2 protein-coding genes and 1 pseudogene (1 of these 3 running past the window's edge) are annotated in these 20,473 nt (G+C 77.0%); all 3 read left to right on the plus strand.

The features are described 5' to 3' along the window. Positions 1 to 6,191, plus strand: partial view of a non-ribosomal peptide synthetase gene (locus HWY08_RS12600; RefSeq protein WP_176065643.1) — the 3' portion only. Its footprint begins 1,768 nt before the window's first position; only the last 6,191 of its 7,959 coding nucleotides appear in the window; its start codon lies off the left edge, out of view; its stop codon occupies positions 6,189 to 6,191. Beyond that, a pseudogene (locus HWY08_RS12605) lies at positions 6,188 to 13,953 on the plus strand (condensation domain-containing protein); the annotation flags it as partial. The gene HWY08_RS12600 and the pseudogene HWY08_RS12605, both read left to right, overlap by 4 nt. A 132-nt stretch (positions 13,954 to 14,085) precedes the next feature. Beyond that, positions 14,086 to 20,472, plus strand: coding sequence for a non-ribosomal peptide synthetase (locus tag HWY08_RS12610; protein WP_443092839.1), 6,387 nt, complete (start codon positions 14,086 to 14,088; stop codon positions 20,470 to 20,472). Position 20,473 lies beyond the last annotated feature (1 nt).

The raw sequence follows: 20,473 nt of genomic DNA on the forward strand, positions 1-20,473 counted from the left end.
CGCAGAGCCCCGCGCCCCGGCTGGCGGCGCTGCGGGCGGACGCGGGCGCGGCGGCGGTGATGACGACCCGCGAGCTCCGGGCGCGCGCCGGCGACCTCGGCGCGCCGGCCGTGCTGGTGGACGAGGTGGGCCCACGCGAAGGGGAGGAGGCGCCGCCGGTCCCGGTCGCGGCCGACGCGCTCGCCTACCTCATCTACACCTCCGGCTCGACCGGGACGCCCAAGGGGGTGGCGGTCACGCACCGGTCGCTGGCGCAGCACTGCCGCACCATCCGCCGGCACTACGGGATCGGCCCCGACGACTGCGTCCTCCAGTTCGCCGCCTTCTCCTTCGACGCCTCGCTGGAGCAGCTCCTGCCGGCGCTCTCGGCTGGCGCGACGGTGGCCCTGCGCGGCGAGGGGCTGCCGGAGCCGCGGCGGTTCGCGGAGGAGCTGGCGCGCGCTGGCGTTACCTTCATGGACCTGCCGCCGGCCTGCCTCGACGCGTTCGTGCGGGCCTGGGAGACGAGCACCGACCGCGAGCGGTGGCCGCGCTGCGAGCGGCTGCGGACGGTGATGGTGAGCGCGGACGTGGTGCGCCCCGACACGCTGGCGGCGTGGCGCCGCTCGCCGTGGGGCGAGGTGCGGCTCGTCAACAACTACGGCCCCACCGAGGCCACCATCGGCTGCACCGACTTCGAGGTCCCACGCGAGGTGGCCGGCCTGGTCGCTCGCGGCCGCGTCCCCATCGGACGCCCCCTCCCCGGGCGCCGCGCCTACGTGGTCGACGCGCGCGGCGAGCTGGCGCCCATCGGCCTCCCGGGCGAGCTGTGGATCGGCGGCGAGGGGATCGCGGTCGGATACCTGCACGGCCCCGCGCTCACGGCGGAGCGCTTCCTCCCCGACCCCTTCGCCGCTGGGGTGGCGGGGGCGCGCGTCTACCGCACCGGCGACCGGGTGCGGTGGTTGCCCGACGGCCAGCTCGACTTCCTCGGACGCCTGGACGACCAGGTGAAGCTGCGCGGCTTCCGGATCGAGCTGGGCGAGATCGAGGCGGCGCTGCGAGCCCACCCTGGCGTGAAGGCGGCCGCGGCGGCGTTGAAGGGGGAAGGCGGCGAGCGGCGGCTCGTCGGCTACGTGGTGCCGCTCGAGGGCGGCCCGCCCGGCGCGGACGCGCTGGCGGCCCACCTCGCGGCGCGGCTGCCCGCCTACATGGTCCCGGGCGCCTTCGTCGTGCTGCCTGAGCTGCCGCTCACCACGGCCGGCAAGGTGAACCGCAGGGCGCTCCCGGAGCCCGCGGCGAGCGAGCCGGCGGGCGAGGCGCACCTCCCGCCGCGCACGCCGGTGGAGCAGGTGCTGGCCGGCCTGTGGACCGAGGTGCTCGGGGAGAAGCGGGTCGGGCGGGCGGACGACTTCTTCGCGCTGGGCGGCCACTCGCTGCTCGCCATGCAGGTGGTGGCGCGGGTGCGCGACGCGTTCGGGGTGGAGCTCCCGGTGCGCGCGCTCTTCGAGGCGCCCTCGCTCGGCGCCCTGGCACGACGGATCGAGGAGGCGCGCGGCGCCGGCCGGCTCGCCGCCGCCACGCCGCCCATCGCCCCGGTACCGCGCGACGGTCCGCTGCCGCTCTCGTTCGCCCAGCAGCGCCTCTGGTTCCTCGACCAGCTCGAGCCAGGCAGCCCGCGCTACAACGTCCCCGCCGCGCTCCGCGTGCGCGGCCCCCTCGACGTGGCCGCGCTGCGGGCGAGCCTCGACGCGCTGGTGATGCGCCACGAGGTGCTCCGCACGACCTACCCGACGGTCGACGGCAAGGCGGTCCAGGTGATCGCGCCCGAGGCCCGGGCGGCGTTCGAGGTCGAGGACCTGTCGGCGGTCGCCGAGGAGGCGCGCGAGGAGCGCGCCCGCGCGGTTGCGGCGGAGGAGGCGCGCCGGCCGTTCCAGCTCGCCGCGGGTCCGCTCCTCCGGGCGCGGGTGCTGCGCCTCGGGAGCGAGGACCACGTCGTCCTCCTCACCCTGCACCACATCGTCTCGGACGGCTGGTCGAGCGCCATCCTCGTCCGCGAGATCGCGCGGCTGTACCAGGCGCTCGCCGCCGGGCGGCCTTCCCCGCTGCCGCCCCTCGCCATCCAGTACGCCGACTTCGCCGCGTGGCAGCGCGCCGCGCTCGGCGACGAGGCGCTGGCGGGCGAGCTCGCCTGGTGGACGCAACGGCTCGCCGGCGCCCCGCCCTCCCTGGAGCTCCCGACCGATCGTCCGCGCGCGCCCGAGCAGCGCCGGCCCGCGGGCGCGCACGTCTGCTCGATTCCTCGCCCCACCACCGACGCGCTCGCGGCGCTCGCGCGGCGCGAGGGGGCGACCCTCTTCATGGTGCTCCTGGCCGCCTTCGAGGCGCTGCTGCACCGCCTGACCGGCGAGGAGGACTTCTGCATCGGCACCCCGGTGGCGAACCGCGGCCGGGCCGAGCTGGAGCCGCTGGTCGGATTCTTCGTGAACACGCTCGTGCTCCGGGCCGATCTCTCCGGAGATCCCAGCTTCCGCGAGCTGGTGCGGCGCGCCCGGGACGCGGCGCTCGCCGCCTATGCCCATCAGGACGTGCCGTTCGAGAAGGTGGTGGACGCCGTCCAGCCGGAGCGCTCGGCGGGGAGCACGCCGCTCTTCCAGGTCATGTTCGCGCTGCAGAACGCCCCCACCGCCGAGCTCGAGGTGGCGGGCCTGCGCTGGAGCGCCATGCACCAGGAGACCGGCGTCGCGCTGTTCGACCTCACGCTCAACGTCGAGGAGGGACCGGAAGGATTGGCGGCGGCGCTCGAGTACGACCGCGACCTGTTCGACGCCGCCACCGTGGCGCGGATGGCGGACCAGCTCCGCACGCTCCTCGCCGGGTTCCTGGCCGACCCGGATCGACCCGCCGCCGCGGTCCCGCTGGCGAGCTCGGAGGAGCGGCGCTGGCTGCTCGAGCTCGCCGCCGGGACGGCGCCCGGGCCGGTCGGGCCCACCGTGCCGGCGCTGTTCGAGGCCCAGGCGGCCGCCGGCGCCGATCGCCCGGCGCTGATCGCGGCCGGGGCAGCCGTCGGGTACGGGGCGCTGGAGCGGCGCGCCAGCCGCATCGCCCGCGCGCTCCGCGCGGCCGGCGTCGCTCCCGGCCAGGCGGTGGCCGTGCTCCACCCGCGCACGCCCGACGCCGTCGCGTCCCTGCTCGCCATCTGGAAGGTGGGGGGCGTCTACCTGCCGCTCGACGCCGACCACCCCGACGAGCGGCTGGCCGCGGTCCTGGCCGACGCGGACGCCCGCGCCGCGATTGCGCCCCGTCCCCTCGCGCCGCGCCTGGCGCGCGCCGGCGTCGCGCTGGTCGCGCCGGAGGAGCTGCCGGACGACGGCGGTCCGCCGGTCGTGGCCCCGGACGCGCCGGACGCGCCCGCCTACCTCATCACCACCTCCGGCTCGACCGGGAAGCCGAAGTGCGTGGTGGTGGCGCACCGCGCGCTGGCCGAGCACTGCCGGACCATCCGCCAGCACTACCAGGTCGGCCCCGACGACCGCGTGCTGCAGTTCGCGTCCTTCTCCTTCGACGCCTCGCTGGAGCAGCTCCTGCCCGCGCTGTGCGCGGGGGCGGCGGTGGTCCTGCGCGGCGACGGGCTCCCCGACCCGGCGCGGTTCGCGGACGAGATCGCGCGCGCCGGCGTGACCTTCATGGACCTGCCGCCGGCGTGGCTCGACGGGCTGCTCCGCGCCTGGGAGGCGAGCCCGGACCGCGAGCGCTGGCCGCGCTGCGACCGCCTGAGGACGCTCATGGTGAGCGCCGACGCGGTGCGCCCCGAGACGCTGGCGCTCTGCCGCCGCTCGCCCTGGGGGACCGCCCGGCTCGTCAACAACTACGGGCCCACCGAGGCGACCATCAGCTGCACCGACTACGCCATCCCGGCCGACCTCTCCGGGCTGGCCGCCCGCGGCCGGGTCCCCATCGGCCGCCCGCTGCCCGGCCGCCGCGCCTACGTCCTCGACGCCCGCCGCGAGCCGGTGCCGGTCGGGGTACCCGGCGAGCTGTACGTCGGCGGCGAGGGGCTGGCGGACGGCTACCTGGGCCGGCCGGACCTGACCGCGGAGCGCTTCCTCCCCGACCCCTTCGCGCCGGCGCCGGGCGCCCGCATGTACCGCACAGGTGACCGGGTGCGCTGGCTGCCCGACGGGGAGCTCGAGTTCCTGGGCCGCGCCGACGAGCAGGTGAAGCTGCGCGGCTTCCGCATCGAGCTGGGGGAGATCGAAGCGGCGCTGCGCGCGCACCCGGCCGTCCGCGCGGCCGCGGCGGCGGTGAAGGAGGACGGCGCGACCCGGCGCCTGGTCGGCTACGTCGTGCCGGCCGACGGGGTGGCGCCCGCCCCGCAGGCGCTCGCGGAGCACCTCGCCGCGCTCCTGCCGCCGTACATGATCCCCTCCGCCTTCGTCAGCGTCGCGGCGCTGCCGCTCACCGCCGGCGGGAAGGTGAGCCGGAAGGCGCTGCCGCCGCCCCCGGCCGAGGACGCCGCGGCCGGGTTCGTCGCGCCGCGCACCTCGGTCGAGGAGAAGCTGGCCGCCATCTGGGTGGAGGTGCTGGGAGCGACGCGGGTCGGCGTCCACGACGACTTCTTCGCGCTGGGGGGCGACTCCATCTTGTCCATCCAGATCGTGGCGCGGGCCCGCGCCGCCGGGCTCGAGCTGAGCCCCCGCCAGATCTTCGAGGCGCCCACGGTGGCCGGGCTGGCGCTCCTGGCCGGCGCCGCCCGGGAGGGCGCGGCGGAGCAGGGCGAGGTGGTGGGACCGGCGCCGCTCACGCCCGTCCAGGCCTGGTGCCTGGAGCAGGCGCAGCCCGCGCCGCACCACGAGAACCAGTCGGTCCTCCTCGAGGTGCCGGGGCCTGTCGACCGCTGCGCGCTCGCCGGCGCACTGCGCGCGCTCTCCCGCCACCACGACGCGCTCCGCCTGCGGTTCGAGCGCACGCCCGAGGGGTGGCGACAGGTCTTTGCCCCCGTCGCTGCGGCCGAGGTGCCGCTCGCCTTCGTCGATCTCTCCGGTGCGCCGCCCGCGGCGCGTCGCGCGGAGCTGGAGCGGCTCGGCGCGGCGGAGCAGGCCGGCCTCGACCTCGCCCGCGGGCCGCTCTTCCGCGCCGCCTGGTTCGACCTCGGCCCCGACCGACCTGGGCGGCTCCTGCTCGTCGCCCACCACCTCGCCGTCGACGCCGTCTCCTGGCGCATCCTGCTCGAGGACCTCGCCGCGGCCTACCAGGCGCTCGCCGCCGGGCGCGCCCCGGCGCTGCCGCAGAAGACCACCTCCTACCGCGCGTGGGCCGAGGCGCTCGGCCGGCTCGCGCTGGCGCCCGAGGTCGAGGCGGAGCTGGGGTACTGGCGCGCCGAGCCGCCCGAAGGTCCGTTCCGGCTCCCGCGCGACCTGGAGGGCGGCGCGAACGCCGAGGGTTCGGCGGCGACGATCGCCTTCGAGCTGGGCGAGGCGGAGACCCACGCGCTGCTGCACGACCTCCCGGCGGGGCACCGCGGCGAGCTCTCCGACGCGCTCCTCACCGCGGTCGCCCAGGCGCTCGCCCGCTGGACGGGCCGCAGCTCCGTGCGCCTCCTCCTCGAGGGACACGGCCGCGAGGAGACCGAGGAGGGCATCGACCCGTCGCGGACGGTGGGGTGGTTCACGGCGCTCTACCCCGTGTGGCTCGACCTCGCCGACGCGGCAGGGCCAGGCGAGGCGCTGCGGGCGGTGCGCGAGCAGCTCCGCCGCGTGCCGCGGCACGGCCTCGGGCATGGGCTGTTGAAGTACCTCGGCCCGGCCGCCGCGCGCTCGGCGCTCGCCGCAGCGCCGGACGAGGTGTGCGTGAACTACCTGGGCCGGCAGCTCGACCGCGGCGCCGCCGCAGGGTCCTTCGCGGTCGCCGGCGAGGAACGCGGGCCGGAGCGGAGCCCGGCGAACCAGCGCCCGCACCTGCTCGAGATCGACGCGGCGGTGGCGGGCGCCCGCCTCGGGGTGCGCTTCACCTACGGGCCGGAGGTGCACCGCCCCGAGACGATCCGCGCGCTGGCGGAGTGGTGCGGGGAGGCGCTGCGCGAGCTGGCGGCGCTGGCCCGCTTGCAGGAGGCCCCTGCGCCGACGCCGTCGGACTTCGCGCTGGCCGGGATCGACGAGCGGACGCTGGCGCGCCTGCTGTCGCAGGGAGCCGTACGACGGGGGACGCGATGAACCACGAGGTCGAGGACCTGTACCCGCTCTCGCCCATGCAGCAGGGGATGCTCTTCCACACCCTGCGCGACCCCGGGTCCGGCGTGTACGTCGAGCAGCTCGCGTTCGAGCTCGAGGGCGCGCTCGACGCCGACGCCTTCGCGCGCGCCTGGCAGCTCGTGCTCGCGCGCCACCCCATCCTGCGCACCGGCTTCGTGTGGGAGGGCGTGGACGAGCCGCTCCAGCTCGTGCACCGCGGGGTCGAGCTCCCGCTCGAGCGGGAGGACTGGCGCGGCCTCGGCGCGGAGGCGCAGGCGGCGCGGCTCGAGGAGCGCTTCCGCCAGGAGCGGGCGCGCGGGTTCGACCTGGCGGTGCCGCCGCTGCTCCGGCTCGGGCTCGCCCGCACCGGCGACGCGGTCCACCTGTTCACCTTCTCGCACCACCACCTGCTGCTCGACGGGTGGTCGGTGCCGCTGGTGCTGAAGGACGTCCTCGCCGCGTACGAAGCGCTGCGCCGCGGGGAGGCGCCGCGCCTCCCGCCCGTCCGGCCGTACCGCGACTTCATCGCCTGGCTGCAGCGGCGCGACCCCGCCCGCAGCGAGGACTTCTGGCGCCGCGCCCTGGCGGGGGTGCGCCAGCCCACGCCGCTCGGGATCGACCACCCGGCCGCCGCGGCCGCGGAGGACGCGCCCCCGGCGCTCCAGCACGAGCTGGTGCTCGGGCCGGCCGAGCTGGCGTCGATCCTGGCGCTGGCACGGCGGCTCCACCTGACGCCGAGCACGGTCGTCCTCGGCGCCTGGGCCCTCCTGCTCTCGCGCTACTCCGGCGAGGAGGACGTCGTCTTCGGGGCGACCGTCTCCGGCCGCCCGGCCGACCTGCCCGGCGCCGAGTCGACGGTGGGGCTCTTCATCAACACGCTGCCGGTGCGCGTGCGGGTGGACCCCGACGCGACGGCGGCGGTCTGGCTCGAGGCGGTCCAGGCCCAGCAGGTCGAGCTGCGCCAGCACGAGCACACCCCCCTCGTCCGCGTGCGCCAGTGGAGCGAGGTCCCCTCGCCCCAGCCGCTCTTCGAGAGCCTGTTCGTCTTCGAGAACTACCCGGTGGACGCGTCGCTCCGCGAGAGCGGCGGCCCGCTCCGGGTCCGGTGCGCCGGTTCGGCCTCCCGGGTCAGCTTCCCGCTCGTGATCTCGGCCGCCGCCGGCACCGAGCTCACCCTGACCGCCTCGGCCGACCCGGCGCGGCTCGACGCCGGCGCGGTGGAGGGGGCGCTGGCGCACCTGCGCGAGGTGCTGCTCGCCATGGCGGCACGCCCCGAGACGCGCCTCGCTCGCCTGCCGCTCGTCGGCACCGAGGAGCGCCGCCGGCTGCTCGCGGCGGGCGCGGGGGCTCGCGGCGGCGAGCCCGCGCTCGACTTCCCGTCCACGGTGGCGCGGCGCGCCGCCGTGGCGCCGGACGCGCCGGCGCTGGTGGCCGGCGACGTCCGCTGGAGCTACGCCGAGCTGGAGCGGCGGGCGTGCCAGGTGGCCCACCGGCTACGCGCCGCCGGGGCCGCGCCGGGCGCGCGCGTGGCGCACCTCCTCCCGCGCAACGCCGACGCGCTGGCGGCGCTGCTCGGCATCTGGAAGGTGGGCGCGATCTACGTCCCGCTCGACCCGCAGAGCCCCCCCGCGCGGAGCGCCGGCATCCTGGCCGCCGCCGGCGCCCGCCTCGTCCTCACCCACCGCGGCGCGGCCGCGGCTCTGTCGGCGCCGCACGTCACGCCGGTGTTCCTCGACGGACTCGACGACGAGCCGCTCGTGGCCGCCGCGGCGCCGCTCGCCCCGGAGACGCTCGCCTACGTCATCTACACCTCCGGCTCCACCGGCGCGCCCAAGGGGGTGGCGGTGACGCACGGGGCGCTGGCGCGGCACGACCGCGCGCTGCGCGACCGCTACGGCCTCGGCGCCGAGGATCGCGTCCTGGAGTTCTTCTCGTTCGCGTTCGACGCCTCGCTGGAGCAGCTGCTCCTGGCCTGGGGCGCCGGGGGCACGCTGGTCCTGCGCGGGGACGAGCTGTGGGAGCCACGGCGCTTCGCCGAGGAGCTCGCCCGGCACCGCCTGACCGTCGCCACCGTGGCGCCGGCCTACCTGGACACCGTCGTGCGCGCCTGGGAGGCGAGCGGCGAGCGCGGGGGCTGGCCCGAGCCGCAGGTGCGGCGCCTGCTGGTGGGCGGCGAGCCGCTGCGGCCCGACACGGTGGTGCGTCTCCGGCGGACGCCGCTCGGGCGGGCGCAGCTGGTGAACGTCTACGGTCCGACCGAGGCCACCATCAGCTGCGCGAGCTGCGATGTGCCCTCGGACCTGGGTCCGATCCTGGCGCGCGGGCGCGTCCCCATCGGGCGACCGCTGCAGGGCTGCCGCGCCTACGTCCTCGACCCGGGCGGCGAGCTCGCTCCGGCCGGCGTGCCGGGCGAGCTCTATGTCGGAGGCGACGCGCTCGCCGCCGGCTACCTCGACCGGCCCGAGCTGACCGCGGAGCGGTTCCTCCCCGACCCGTTCCACCCGCGGGAGCGGGTGTACCGGACCGGCGACCGCGTCCGCTGGACGCCCGACGGTGAGCTCGAGTTCCTGGGGCGCGCCGACGAGCAGGTGAAGGTCCGCGGCTTCCGGGTCGAGCCGGCCGAGATCGAGGCGGCGCTGGCCACCCACCCGGCGGTCGCCGCCGCGGCGGTGGCAGCGCGCGCCGACGCGACCGGCGAGCTGCGCCTGGTCGGCTACGTCGTCGCGCAGGCGGGGGCCACCGCGGGCGCGGCCGAGCTGCGGCGGTACCTGCTCGAGCGGCTCCCCGACTACATGGTCCCGTCCGCCTTCGTGGCCCTCGACGCGCTGCCCCGCACCGCCGGCGACAAGATCGATCGCCGCCGTCTCCCGGCCCCGGCGGTCGAGGCGGCGGCGGCGGGGCGCGATGCGCCGCGCACGCCGGCCGAGGAGGTCCTCTGCGGGCTCTTCGCGCACGTGCTGGGCGTGGAGCGCGTCGGCCTGGACGACGATTTCTTCGCCCTGGGAGGACACTCGCTCCGTGCGACGCAGCTCGCCGCGCGGATCCGCGACGCGTTCGACGTCGACCTGCCCCTCAAGGCGATCTTCGAGGCGCCCACCGTCGCCGCCCTCATGGCGCGGGTGGCCCGCGGGCGGCCGGCCACGGCGAGCGCCCCGCCGGTGTCGCGCCAGCCCGAGGGCGAGCCGCGGCGCGCCTCCTTCGCCCAGCAGCGCCTGTGGTTCCTCGACCGGCTCGCGCCGGGCAGCACGCGCTACAACGTCCCGGTGGCGGCGCGCCTCGATGGGCCGCTCGACGTCGCGGCCCTGGGGCGCGCCCTGGCGGAGCTGGTGCGGCGGCACGAGGTGCTGCGCACCTGCTTCGCCGAGGCGGACGGCAGCCCGAGCCCCATCGTCCTCGAGGCCGGCCCCGTCCCGCTCCCGCTCGAGGACCTCTCCTCGCTCCCGGCGGGGGAGCGGGAAGCGGCGGCGCGGCGCCGCGCGACGGACGAGGCGCAGCGGCCCTTCGACCTCGCGCGGGGGCCGGTGTTCCGGGCGCACCTCTTCCGGCTCGATCCGCTGGCCCACCTGCTGCTCGTGACCGTCCACCACGTCGCCTCCGACGGCTGGTCGGCGGGCGTCATGACGCGCGAGCTGGGAGAGCTCTACCGCGCCTTCGCGGCCGGCCGGCCCTCGCCGCTCCCGGAGCTTCCGCTGCAGTACGCCGACTACGCGCGGTGGCAACGGGCGTGGCTCACGGGCGAGGCGCTCGAGGCGCAGCTCGGCTACTGGCGCGAGCGGCTGGCGGGCGCGCCGGCGCTCCTGGCGCTCCCCACCGACCGCCCCAGGCCGCCGGTCGCGAGCGACCGCGGCGGGCACGTGCGCTTCCAGGTGCCGACGGCGCTCGCCCAGGCCGTCCTCCGCGTCGGCCGGGCCGAGGGTGCGACGCCGTTCATGACCTTGCTGGCGGCGTTCCAGGTCCTGCTGGGGAAGCTGGCCGGACAGGAGGACGTCTGCGTCGGGACCCCCATCGCGAACCGCACCCGCGCCGAGCTGGAGGGGTTGGTCGGGTTCTTCGTCAACACGCTCGTGCTGCGCGGTGACCTCTCCGGCGATCCGAGCTTCCGCGACCTGCTGGTGCGGACCCGGGACGCGGCGCTCGCCGCCTACGCGCACCAGGACGTGCCCTTCGAGATGGTGGTGGAGGCGCTGCAGCCCCGGCGGGCGCTCTCGCACAGCCCGCTCTTCCAGGCCATGTTCGCGCTCGACGACACGCCGCGCGCGCCACTGTCGCTGGACGGCCTCACCCTGACCCCGGCGCAGCCCGAGGGCGGCGCGGCCGCGTTCGACCTGACGCTCTCGCTGGCCGGCGGGGCCGACGGCCTGGAGGGGGACCTCGAGTACAACGCCGACCTGTTCGACGACGAGACCGCGCGGCGCATGCTGCGGCAGCTCCAGACGCTGCTCGCCGCCATCGCCGCGGCGCCCGACCGGCGCCTCTCGTCCCTGCCCTGCATGGACGAGGCGGAGCGCCACCGGCTGGTGCGGACGTGGAGCCGCAACGACGCGCCGGCCCCCCTCGACCCGAGCTTCGCCGCCCGCTGCGAGGGGTGGGCGCGCCGCTCGCCGGGGGCGTGCGCCGTCAGCTTCGGCGGCGAGGCGCTCACCTACCGCGAGCTGAACGCCCGGGCCAGCGCGCTCTCGCGGCGGCTGCGCACCCACGGCGTCCGCCGCGGCGTGCGGGTGGGGATCTGCGCCGAGCGCTCGACCGAGATGGTCGTGGCGGTGCTGGCGGTGATGAAGGCGGGCGGCGCCTACGTGCCGCTCGACCCGACCTACCCGGCCCAGCGGCTCGCCTTCATGCTGGAGGACGCCGGCCTCGGGCTGCTGCTCGCCCAGCCGCACCTGCGGGCCCGGCTCGGCTCGACCACCGTCCAGGCCATGGCGCTCGACGGGAGCGCCATGGCGGGCGGCGAGCCCACCGCCGACGAGGACGGGCCCGGTCCGGAGGACGTGGCGTACGCGATCTACACGTCGGGGTCCACGGGGAGGCCGAAGGCGGCGCTGCTGAAGCACCGGGGCCTCGTGAACCTGTCGGAGGCGCAGCGGGTGGCGTTCGGGCTGGGCCCTGGGAGCCGGGTGCTGCAGTTCTCGCCGTTCTCGTTCGACGCGTCGGTGTGGGAGCTGGCCATGGCGCTCGGCAACGGGGCGACGCTGTGCCTCGCGCCGCAGGAGGTGCTGGGGTCGGCGACCGAGCTGACGGCGCTGATGAAGGAGCAGCGGATCACGCACGTGACGCTCCCGCCTTCGGTGCTGGCGGTGCTGGCGCCGGAGGAGCTGCCGGAGCTCGCGACGGTGATCTCGGCGGGGGAGGCGTGCACGCGGGAGCTGGTGGAGCGATGGGCGCCGGGCCGGCGGATGTGGAACGCGTACGGGCCGACGGAGACGACGGTGTGCGCGACGATGGGGCCGTGCAGCGCGGAGGACGCGCGGCCGCCGAGCATCGGGAAGCCGATCGCGAACGCGCGGGCGTACGTGCTGGATGCGCGGCAGCGGCCCGTCCCGGTGGGCGTGCCGGGCGAGCTGTGCATCGGCGGGGTGGGGGTGGCGCAGGGCTACCTGCACCGGCCGGAGCTGACGGCGGAGCGGTTCTTGCCCGATCCGTTCGAGCCTGGTGGGCGGATCTACCGGACGGGCGACCTGGCGCGGTGGCGCGCGGACGGGACGATCGAGTTCCTGGGGCGGATCGACCAGCAGGTGAAGGTGCGCGGCTTCCGGATCGAGCCGGCCGAGGTGGAGGCGGCGCTGCGGAGGCACCCGGCGGTGCGGGAGTGCCTGGTCCTGGCGCGGGAGGACCGGCCCGGGGACGCGCGGCTGGTGGCGTACGTGGGGCACGGGGAGGGGGCGGCGCCGAGCGCGGCGGAGCTGAAGGCGGCGGTGAGGGCAGAGCTGCCGGAGCACATGCTGCCGACGGCGTACGTGTGCCTCGCGAAGCTGCCGCTGTCGCCGAGCGGGAAGGTAGACCGGGCGGCGCTGCCGGCGCCGGAGGCGAGGTCGGAGCGGGCGTACGTGGCGCCGCGGACGGAGGTGGAGGAGAAGCTGGCCGGGCTGTGCGCGGGGCTGCTGAACGTGGAGCGGGTGGGGGTGGAGGACGACTTCTTCGAGCTGGGCGGGCACTCCCTGCTCGCGACCCAGCTCCTCTCCCGCGTCCGCGAGGCCTTCCAGGTCGAGCTGCCCCTCCGGACCCTGTTCGAGCGGCCGACGGTGGCCGATCTCGCCTCCGCGGTGGAGCAGGCGCGCGCCGGTGCCCCGGCGGCCGAGGCGCCGGCCATCGTGGCCGTGCCTCGCGGGGACCATCGCAGGAAGCGCAGCGCGGTGGTGGCGGAGCCCCGGCCCGAGCAAGCGGCCGCCGGGGCGCAGGGTGGAGGTGAGCCGTGATCGGCTCCGGCAAGGAGGCGCAGGTCGGCCTGCCGTGCGCGGAGGACGAGGTCCTGGTCTTCCCGGCCTCGTTCGCACAGCGGCGGCTGTGGTTCCTCGACCGGCTCTCGCCCGGGGAGTCCACCTACAACCTGCCGCTCGTCGTGCGCCTGTCCGGCCCGCTCGACCTCGCCGCCCTCCGCCGGTCGCTCGACGAGGTGGTGCGCCGGCACGAGGTGCTGCGGACCACGTTCGCCGAGGAGAACGGCGAGCCGGTGCAGGTGATCGCGCCGCCCGCGCCGGTCCCCTTGCCGCTGCACGACCTCTCGGGGATGGCCGCCGCCGTGCGCGAGGCGGAGCTGTGGGCGCGCGCCAACGCCGAGGCACACACCCCGTTCGACCTCGCCCGGGGCCCGCTGCTGCGCGGGCAGCTCCTGCGGCTCGCGGGCGAGGATCACGTCGCGTTCCTCACCATGCACCACGTCGTCTCGGACGGGTGGTCGATGGGCGTCCTGCTCACGGAGCTGGCCGCGCTCTACCCCGCGTTCACGCGCGGCGCGCCCTCGCCGCTCCCCGAGCCGGCGCTCCAGTACGCCGACTACGCGGAGTGGCAGCGCGGCTGGCTCACCGGCGAGGTGCTCGAGACCCAGCTGCAGTACTGGCGGGAACGGCTCCGCGGCGAGCCGCCGCCGCTGGAGCTCCCCACCGATCGGCCCCGCACCGCCGACGCCTCGCGGGGCGCGCTGCGCTCGCTCCGCCTCGACGCGACGGTGGTGGCGGCCGTCCACGCGCTGGCGCGCGAGGAGCGCGCGACGCCGTTCATGGCCTGGCTGGCCGCGTTCCAGACGCTGCTCCACCGGTACAGCGGGCAGGAGGACCTGTGCGTCGGCACGCCGGTCGCGAACCGTAACCGCAAGGAGACCGAGAGCCTGATCGGCTTCTTCGTGAACACGCTGGTCCTGCGCGCCGACCTCTCCGGCGCGCCCACCTTCCGCGAGGTGCTGGGCCGCGCGCGCGAGGCGATGCTCGGGGCGCAGGCCCACCAGGACGTCCCGTTCGACCAGGTCGTCGCCGCCGTGCAGCCAGGCCGCGACCGGTCGGCGAACCCGCTCTTCCAGGTCATGTTCACCTGCCAGACCGGGCGCCCCGACGCGCTGCACCTCGGCGAGCTGACGCTCAAGGTCCTCGAGCCGGAGGTCCGCAGCGCCGCCTTCGACCTCACGCTCTCGGTCACCGAGCAGGAGGAGGGCGCGGAGGTCAGCATCGAGTACGCGACCGGGCTCTTCGACGCCGCCACCATCGACCGGATGCTGGTCCACTTCAGGAACCTGACCCGGAGCATCGCGCACGACCCCGACCGGTCCGCCGGGACGCTGACGCTGCTCGACGAGGCGGAGCGGCGCCGCATCCTGGTGGAGTGGAACGCCACGGCGCGCGCCGACCCGCGCGACGGCTGGACCTTCTGCGAGCTGTTCGAGGCGCAGGTGGCGCGGGCGCCCGAGGCGGTGGCGGTGGTGGCCCCGGAGCGGGGCGACCCCGACGCACCGACGGAGCGGCTCGCCTACGCCGCGCTCGACGCGCGCGCGAACCGGCTCGCCCACCACCTGCGCCGGCGCGGCGTGCGAGCCGGCGAGGTGGTCGCGGTCTGCCTGCCGCGCGGCGCGGAGCTGGTGGTGGCGGTGCTGGCGGCGCTCAAGGCTGGCGCCGCCTACCTCCCGGTCGACCCGACCGTGCCGCGCGAGCGGCTCGGGCACGTGCTCGGCGACGCGCGCGCCGCGCTGGTGGTGACGGACGCCGCCACCGCCGGCCGGCTCCCCGGCGGCGCGCCGCGGCTGCTCGTCGACGCCGAGGCGGAGGAGATCGCGCGCCAGCCGGCCGGTGCCCCCGGGCGCGCCACCGCGCCGGAGGACGTCGCTTACCTCGTCTACACCTCGGGGTCGACCGGCAAGCCGAAGGGGACGGTGGTGCGCCACCGGAACCTCGTGAACGCCTACCTCGGGTGGGAGCAGGCGTACCGCCTCCCCGAGCTGACCGCGCACCTCCAGATGGCGAGCTGCGGCTTCGACGTCTTCACCGGCGACCTGGCGCGCGCGCTCGGCTCCGGCGCAAAGCTCGTCCTCTGCCCCCGCGAGCACCTGCTCGACCCCGCGCGCCTGGTGGCGCTCCTGCGCGCCGAGGCCATCGACGCGGCCGAGTTCGTCCCGGCCGTGCTGCGGAGCGTGATGCAGCACCTGGCCGCCGCCGGCGAGCGCCTCGCTGGCCTCAAGCTCGTCGTGTGCGGCTCCGACGTCTGGCAGGTGGGCGAGTACAGGGCGCTGGCGCGCCTGTGCGATCCCGGCGCGCGCGTCGTGAACTCGTTCGGCCTCACCGAGACCACCATCGACAGCTCGTGGTTCGAAGACCGCGACGTCGCGCTCCCCGACGAGCGCACCGTCCCCATCGGCCGCCCGTTCGCCAACACGCGCCTCTACGTGCTCGACCCTGCCATGGAGCCGGTGCCGGTCGGCGTCGCGGGCGAGCTGTACGTGGGAGGCGCGGGCGTCGCCGCCGGGTACCTCCACCGGCCGGAGCTGACCGCGGAGCGCTTCCTCCCGGACCCCTTCGCCGCCGAGTCTGACGCGCGCCTCTACCGCACCGGGGACCGCGCGCGCTTCCTGCCCTCGGGCGACGTCGAGTTCCTGGGCCGGCTCGACCAGCAGGTGAAGATCCGCGGCGCCCGGGTCGAGCTGGGCGAAGTGGAGGCGGTGCTGCGCCAGCACCCCGCCCTGCGCGACGCGATCGTCGTGGCCGCCGTGCCGCCCGGCGCGTCGCGAGGCCAGCCGGTGCTCGCCGCCTACGTGGTGGCCGACGCCGGCGGCCCGGGCGTCGCAGCGCTGCGTGCCTTCCTTCAGGAGCGGCTCCCCGACGTCATGATCCCGGCCGCCTTCGTGGCGCTGCCGGCCCTGCCGCTCACGCCGAGCGGGAAGCTCGACCGCCGCGGACTGCCGCCGCCGGACTGGGCCTCGGCCGAGCTGCGCGGCCGCTACGAGCCGCCGCGCACGCCGGCCGAGCAGCTGCTGGCGTCCATCTGGTCGGAGCTGCTGGGCGTCGAGCGGGTCGGGCGCAACGACGGGTTCTTCGACGTGGGCGGCCACTCGCTGCTCGCCACGCAGCTCGTGTCGCGGGTGCGGCGCGCGCTGGGGGTCGAGCTGCCGCTGCGGGCCGTCTTCGAGACGCCGGGCCTCGCCGACCTGGCCGAGGCGATCGACCGCCTGCGGCGCGCCGCCGGCGGCGTGCCGGTCGAGCCCATCCCGGTCGTGCCGCGGGCCGGCCCGCTGCCGCTCTCGTTCGCCCAGCAGCGCCTGTGGTTCCTGGAGCAGCTCAACCCCGGCGGCGCCGCCTACCACATTCCCGAGGTGACCCGCGTCCGCGGCGTGCTCGAGCTGGCGCTCCTCGCGCAGAGCGTGGCCGCGGTGATCGCGCGGCACGAGGCGCTGCGCACCGTGTTCCCGGCCGAGGGCGGCGAGCCGCGGCAGGTGATCCTGCCGTCCCTCGAGGTCCCCGTGCCCGTGGTCGACCTGCGCGCGCGGCCCGCCGAGGAGCGCGAGCGCGAGGCGCGGCGCCTGGCCGAGGAGGCGGTGCGCCGCCCGTTCGACCTCGCGCACGGCCCGCTCCTGCGCGCGCTGGTGGTGCGCCTCGCCGACGACGACCAGCTGCTCGTGCTGTGCACGCACCACATCGTGGGCGACGAGTGGTCGGGCCGCGTGGTCGGGCGCGAGCTCATCGCGGTGTACGAGGCGCTCCAGGCGGGTCGCGCGCCGGAGCTGCCGCCCGTCCCCTTGCAGTACGCAGACTACGCCGCCTGGCAGCGCGGCTGGCTCAGGGGCGAGGTGCTCGAGGCCCAGCTCGGCTGGTGGAAGCGGGCGCTCTCCCCGGCGCCGCCGGCGCTGGAGCTCCCCGGCGACCGGCCGCGGCCGGCGGTGCAGGGCTTCCGGGGCGGGTGCGTCCCGTTCGCGCTCCCCGCCGACGTCAGCGAGCGGCTCCGCGCGCTCGGCGCCCGCGAGGGGGCGACGCCGTTCATGGCGGCGCTGGCCGCCTTCGCCGTCCTGCTCCACCGCTGGTCGGGCCAGGAGGACGTCTGCGTCGGGACGCCCATCGCGAACCGGGGCCGCGCCGAGCTGGAGGGGCTGGTGGGGCTGCTCGTCAACACGCTCGCGCTGCGCGCCGACCTCTCCGGCGAGCCCAGCTTCCGCGAGGTGCTGCGCCGCGTCCGCGAGGCGGCGCTCGGGGCCTACGCGCACCAGGACGTGCCGTTCGAGATGGTGGTCGATGCGGTGCGGCCCGGTCGCAGCCTGGGCCACAGCCCGCTCTTCCAGGTCATGTTCGTGTTCCAGAGCGCGCGCGAGCGCGCCGGGGCCGCCGGTGGCCTCGACTGCTCCGCGCTCGACGTCCACACCGGGAGCGCCAAGTTCGACCTGACCCTCTTCGCCGTCGACGAACCCGACGGGCTGAAGGGGATGTTCGAGTACGACAGCGACCTGTTCGACGCCGCCACGGTGGCGCGGATGGCGGAGCACCTGCAGGTCCTCACCGCCGCGCTGGTGGCGGATCCCGACGCGCCGGTGGGGCGCGCCGCGCTCGTCCCCGAGGCGGAGCGGCGCCAGGTGGTCGAAGGGTGGAACGCCACGGCGGCGCCGTACCCGCGCGACGCCTGCGCCCAGGCGCTCGTCGAGCGGCACGCCGCCGCGGCCCCGGACGCGATCGCCGTGCGCGGCAGCGCCGCCACCCTCACCTACGGCGAGCTCGACCGCCGCGCCGACCAGCTCGCGCGCCGGCTGCAGCGCCAGGGCGTCGGGCCTGGGCAGCTCGTCGGCGTGTGCATGGAGCGCGCGCCGGAGCTCTTGGTGGCGCTGCTCGGGGTGTGGAAGGCGGGCGGCGCGTACGTCCCGCTCGACCCCGGATACCCGCGCGAGCGGCTCGCCTACATGCTCGAGGACGCCGCCGCGCCGGTCGTCCTCACCCAGGGCCGGCTCGCGGCGCGCGTCGCAGGCGCCGGGCGGACGGTGCTGTGCCTCGACGACGAGGCGGCGGCGCTCGCGGCCGAGCCCACCGGGCGGCCGGCCTGCGCGGCCGTCCCCGAGGATCCCGCGTACGTGATCTACACCTCGGGCTCGACCGGGCGGCCGAAGGGTGCGGTGATCCCGCACCGCGCGCTCGTCAACTACCTCGTCCACTGCCTGCGGTGCTACCCGCTCGAGGGCGGGGAGGGCGCGCCGGTGCAGTCGTCCATCTCGTTCGACCTGACGGTGACCAGCCTCTTCGGCCCGCTGGCGGCGGGCCGGACCGTGCACCTCGTGCCGGAGGCGGAGGGGATCGGGGCGCTCGCGGACGTGCTGGTCCAGGGGCGCGACCTCTCGCTCGTCAAGATCACCCCGGCCCACCTGGCGGTCCTCGCCGAGCAGGTGGGCGCGAACCGCGCCGCGGGCCGGACGCGCGCCTTCATCATCGGCGGCGAGAACCTCCTGCCGGAGCACGTCGCCTTCTGGCGCCGGCACGCCCCGGACACGGCGCTCGTCAACGAGTACGGGCCCACCGAGACGACGGTGGGGTGCGCCGTGTACTGGACTCCTTCGGCGGGCGAGCTCCCGCCTCGGCCCGTCCCCATCGGCAAGCCGATCCAGAACACGCGGCTGTACGTCCTCGACCGGCACCTCCAGCCGGCCCCCATCGGCGTGCCCGGCGAGCTGTTCATCGCCGGCGCCGGTGTGGGCCTCGGCTACTGGCGCCGGCCGGAGCTCACCGCCGAGCGGTTCCTCCCCGATCCTTTCCACCCGGGCGAGCGGATGTACCGGAGCGGCGACCGCGCGAGGTGGCTCCCGGACGGGAACCTGGAGTGTCTCGGGCGCCTGGACGACCAGGTGAAGCTGCGCGGGTTCCGCGTCGAGCTGGGCGACGTGGAGGCGGCGCTGGCGGAGCACGCCTCGGTGCGCAGCGCCGTGGCGGCGGTGAAGGAGGACGGCGCAGCGAGGCGGCTCGTCGCCTACGTCGTCCCGGCGCAGGGCGCCGAGCTCGACGAGGCCGCGCTGCGGGCGCACCTCGCGGCCCGCCTGCCGCCCTACATGATCCCGGCCGCGTTCGTGCGGCTCGCGGAGCTCCCGCTCAGCGCGAACGGCAAGGTGGACCGCACGGCGTTGCCCGCGCCGGCCGCCGCGCCGGCCCGGCGAGGCCGCGCGCCGGCGACGCCGGCGGAGGTGGCGCTGGCCCGCATCTGGGCCGAGGTGCTGAACGTCCCCGAGATCGGCGTCGACGACGACTTCTTCGCGCTGGGCGGCGACTCGATCCTGTCGATCCAGATCGTGGCGCGCGCCCGCGAGGCCGGGCTCCACCTCACCCCGCGGCAGGTCTTCGAGACGCCGACCGTGGCGGGACTGGCCGCGACAGCCGGCACGGCGGCGGTGCCCGCCGCGGAGCAGGGACCGGTGGTCGGGCCGATCGCCCTGGGCCCCATCCAGCGGTGGTTCCTGGAGCGCGAGCCGGACGAGCCGCACCACTTCAACCAGTCGCTGCTGTTCGAGTCCGCGGTGCCGCTGGCGCGCGCGCCGCTGGCCGCGGCGCTGCGGGACCTCGCCGAGCACCACGACGCCCTGCGGCTGCGCCTCGAGCGCACCGCCGACGGGTGGCGGCAGCGCTGCGCGCCGCCCGGCGAGGACGACGCGCCGCTGCGATGGGAGGACCTCTCGGCGCTCGCCGAGGCGGAAGTGCGCCCGGCGATCGAGCGGATCAGCGCCGAGGTGCAGCGCTCGCTGGACCTGGCGCGGGGCCCGATCGTCCGCGCCACCTACCTCGACCTCGGCCCGGCGCGGCCGGGCCGGTTGCTGCTCGTGGTGCACCACCTGGCCGTCGACGGCGTGTCGTGGCGGTTCCTGCTCGAGGACCTCGAGCGCGCCTACCAGGCGCGGGCGGCGGGCGAGGTGCCGCACCTTCCGCGGAAGACGAGCGCCTACCGCGACTGGACCGCGGCGCTGGGGCGCCTCGCAGCCTCGGGCGCCCTGGACGGCGAGCTCGCGTACTGGGAGGCGCTCCCCCCCGGTGCGCCGCTCCCGGTCGACCTCGGCGGCGGCACCGCCACCGAGGAGGACGCTGCCAGCGTGGAGGTCGAGCTCACCCCCGACGAGACCCGTGCGCTGCTGCAGGAGGCGCCCGCCGCGCTCGGCGCCGGCGTCGAGGAGCTGCTCCTCGCCGCGGTCGCGCACGCGCTCGCCGGCTGGACGGGCTCGCCGGTGGTCCGGCTCGACCTCGAGGGGCACGGTCGGGAGGAGCTGCCGGAGCCGCTCGACCCGTCCCGCACCGTGGGCTGGTTCACCGCGCTCTACCCGGTCGCCTTCGACCTGTCCGCGGCCGGCGACGTGCGCCAGGCGCTCGGCCTCGTCCAGGCGGCGCTGCGGCGGGTGCCAGGGCACGGGGTGGGGTTCGGCGTGCTGCGATACCTCGCGCCTGACCCGGCGGTCCGCGCCCGGCTCGCCGCTGCCGGTCCGGCGCAGGTCGCGGTCGACTACCTCGGGCAGGTCGACGGCGCGCTCACGGGCGGCCCGCTCCGTCCGGCCGCGGAGGACCGCGGACCGGAGCGGAGCCCGCGGACGCGGCGCCTGCACCTCGTCGAGGTGGACGCGGCGGTGAGCGGCGGCGCGCTGCGCGTGGCCTGGAGCTACGCGCCGAGCACGCACCGCGGGGAGACCATCGCCGCCGTCGCCGCGGCCTTCCTGCGCGCGCTCCGCGACCTCGCCGCCGCCGCGCGCGCGGCGCCGGGTCGCCCCGACGGCTCCGCCTTCGGGTGGAGCCCGGCGGAGGTGGACCGGATCCTGGGCGAGCTGGCCGAGGCGGAGGAGGGGTAGG

Source organism: Anaeromyxobacter diazotrophicus, assembly GCF_013340205.1.
In the GTDB taxonomy this organism is placed as follows: Bacteria; Myxococcota; Myxococcia; order Myxococcales; family Anaeromyxobacteraceae; genus Anaeromyxobacter_A; species Anaeromyxobacter_A diazotrophicus.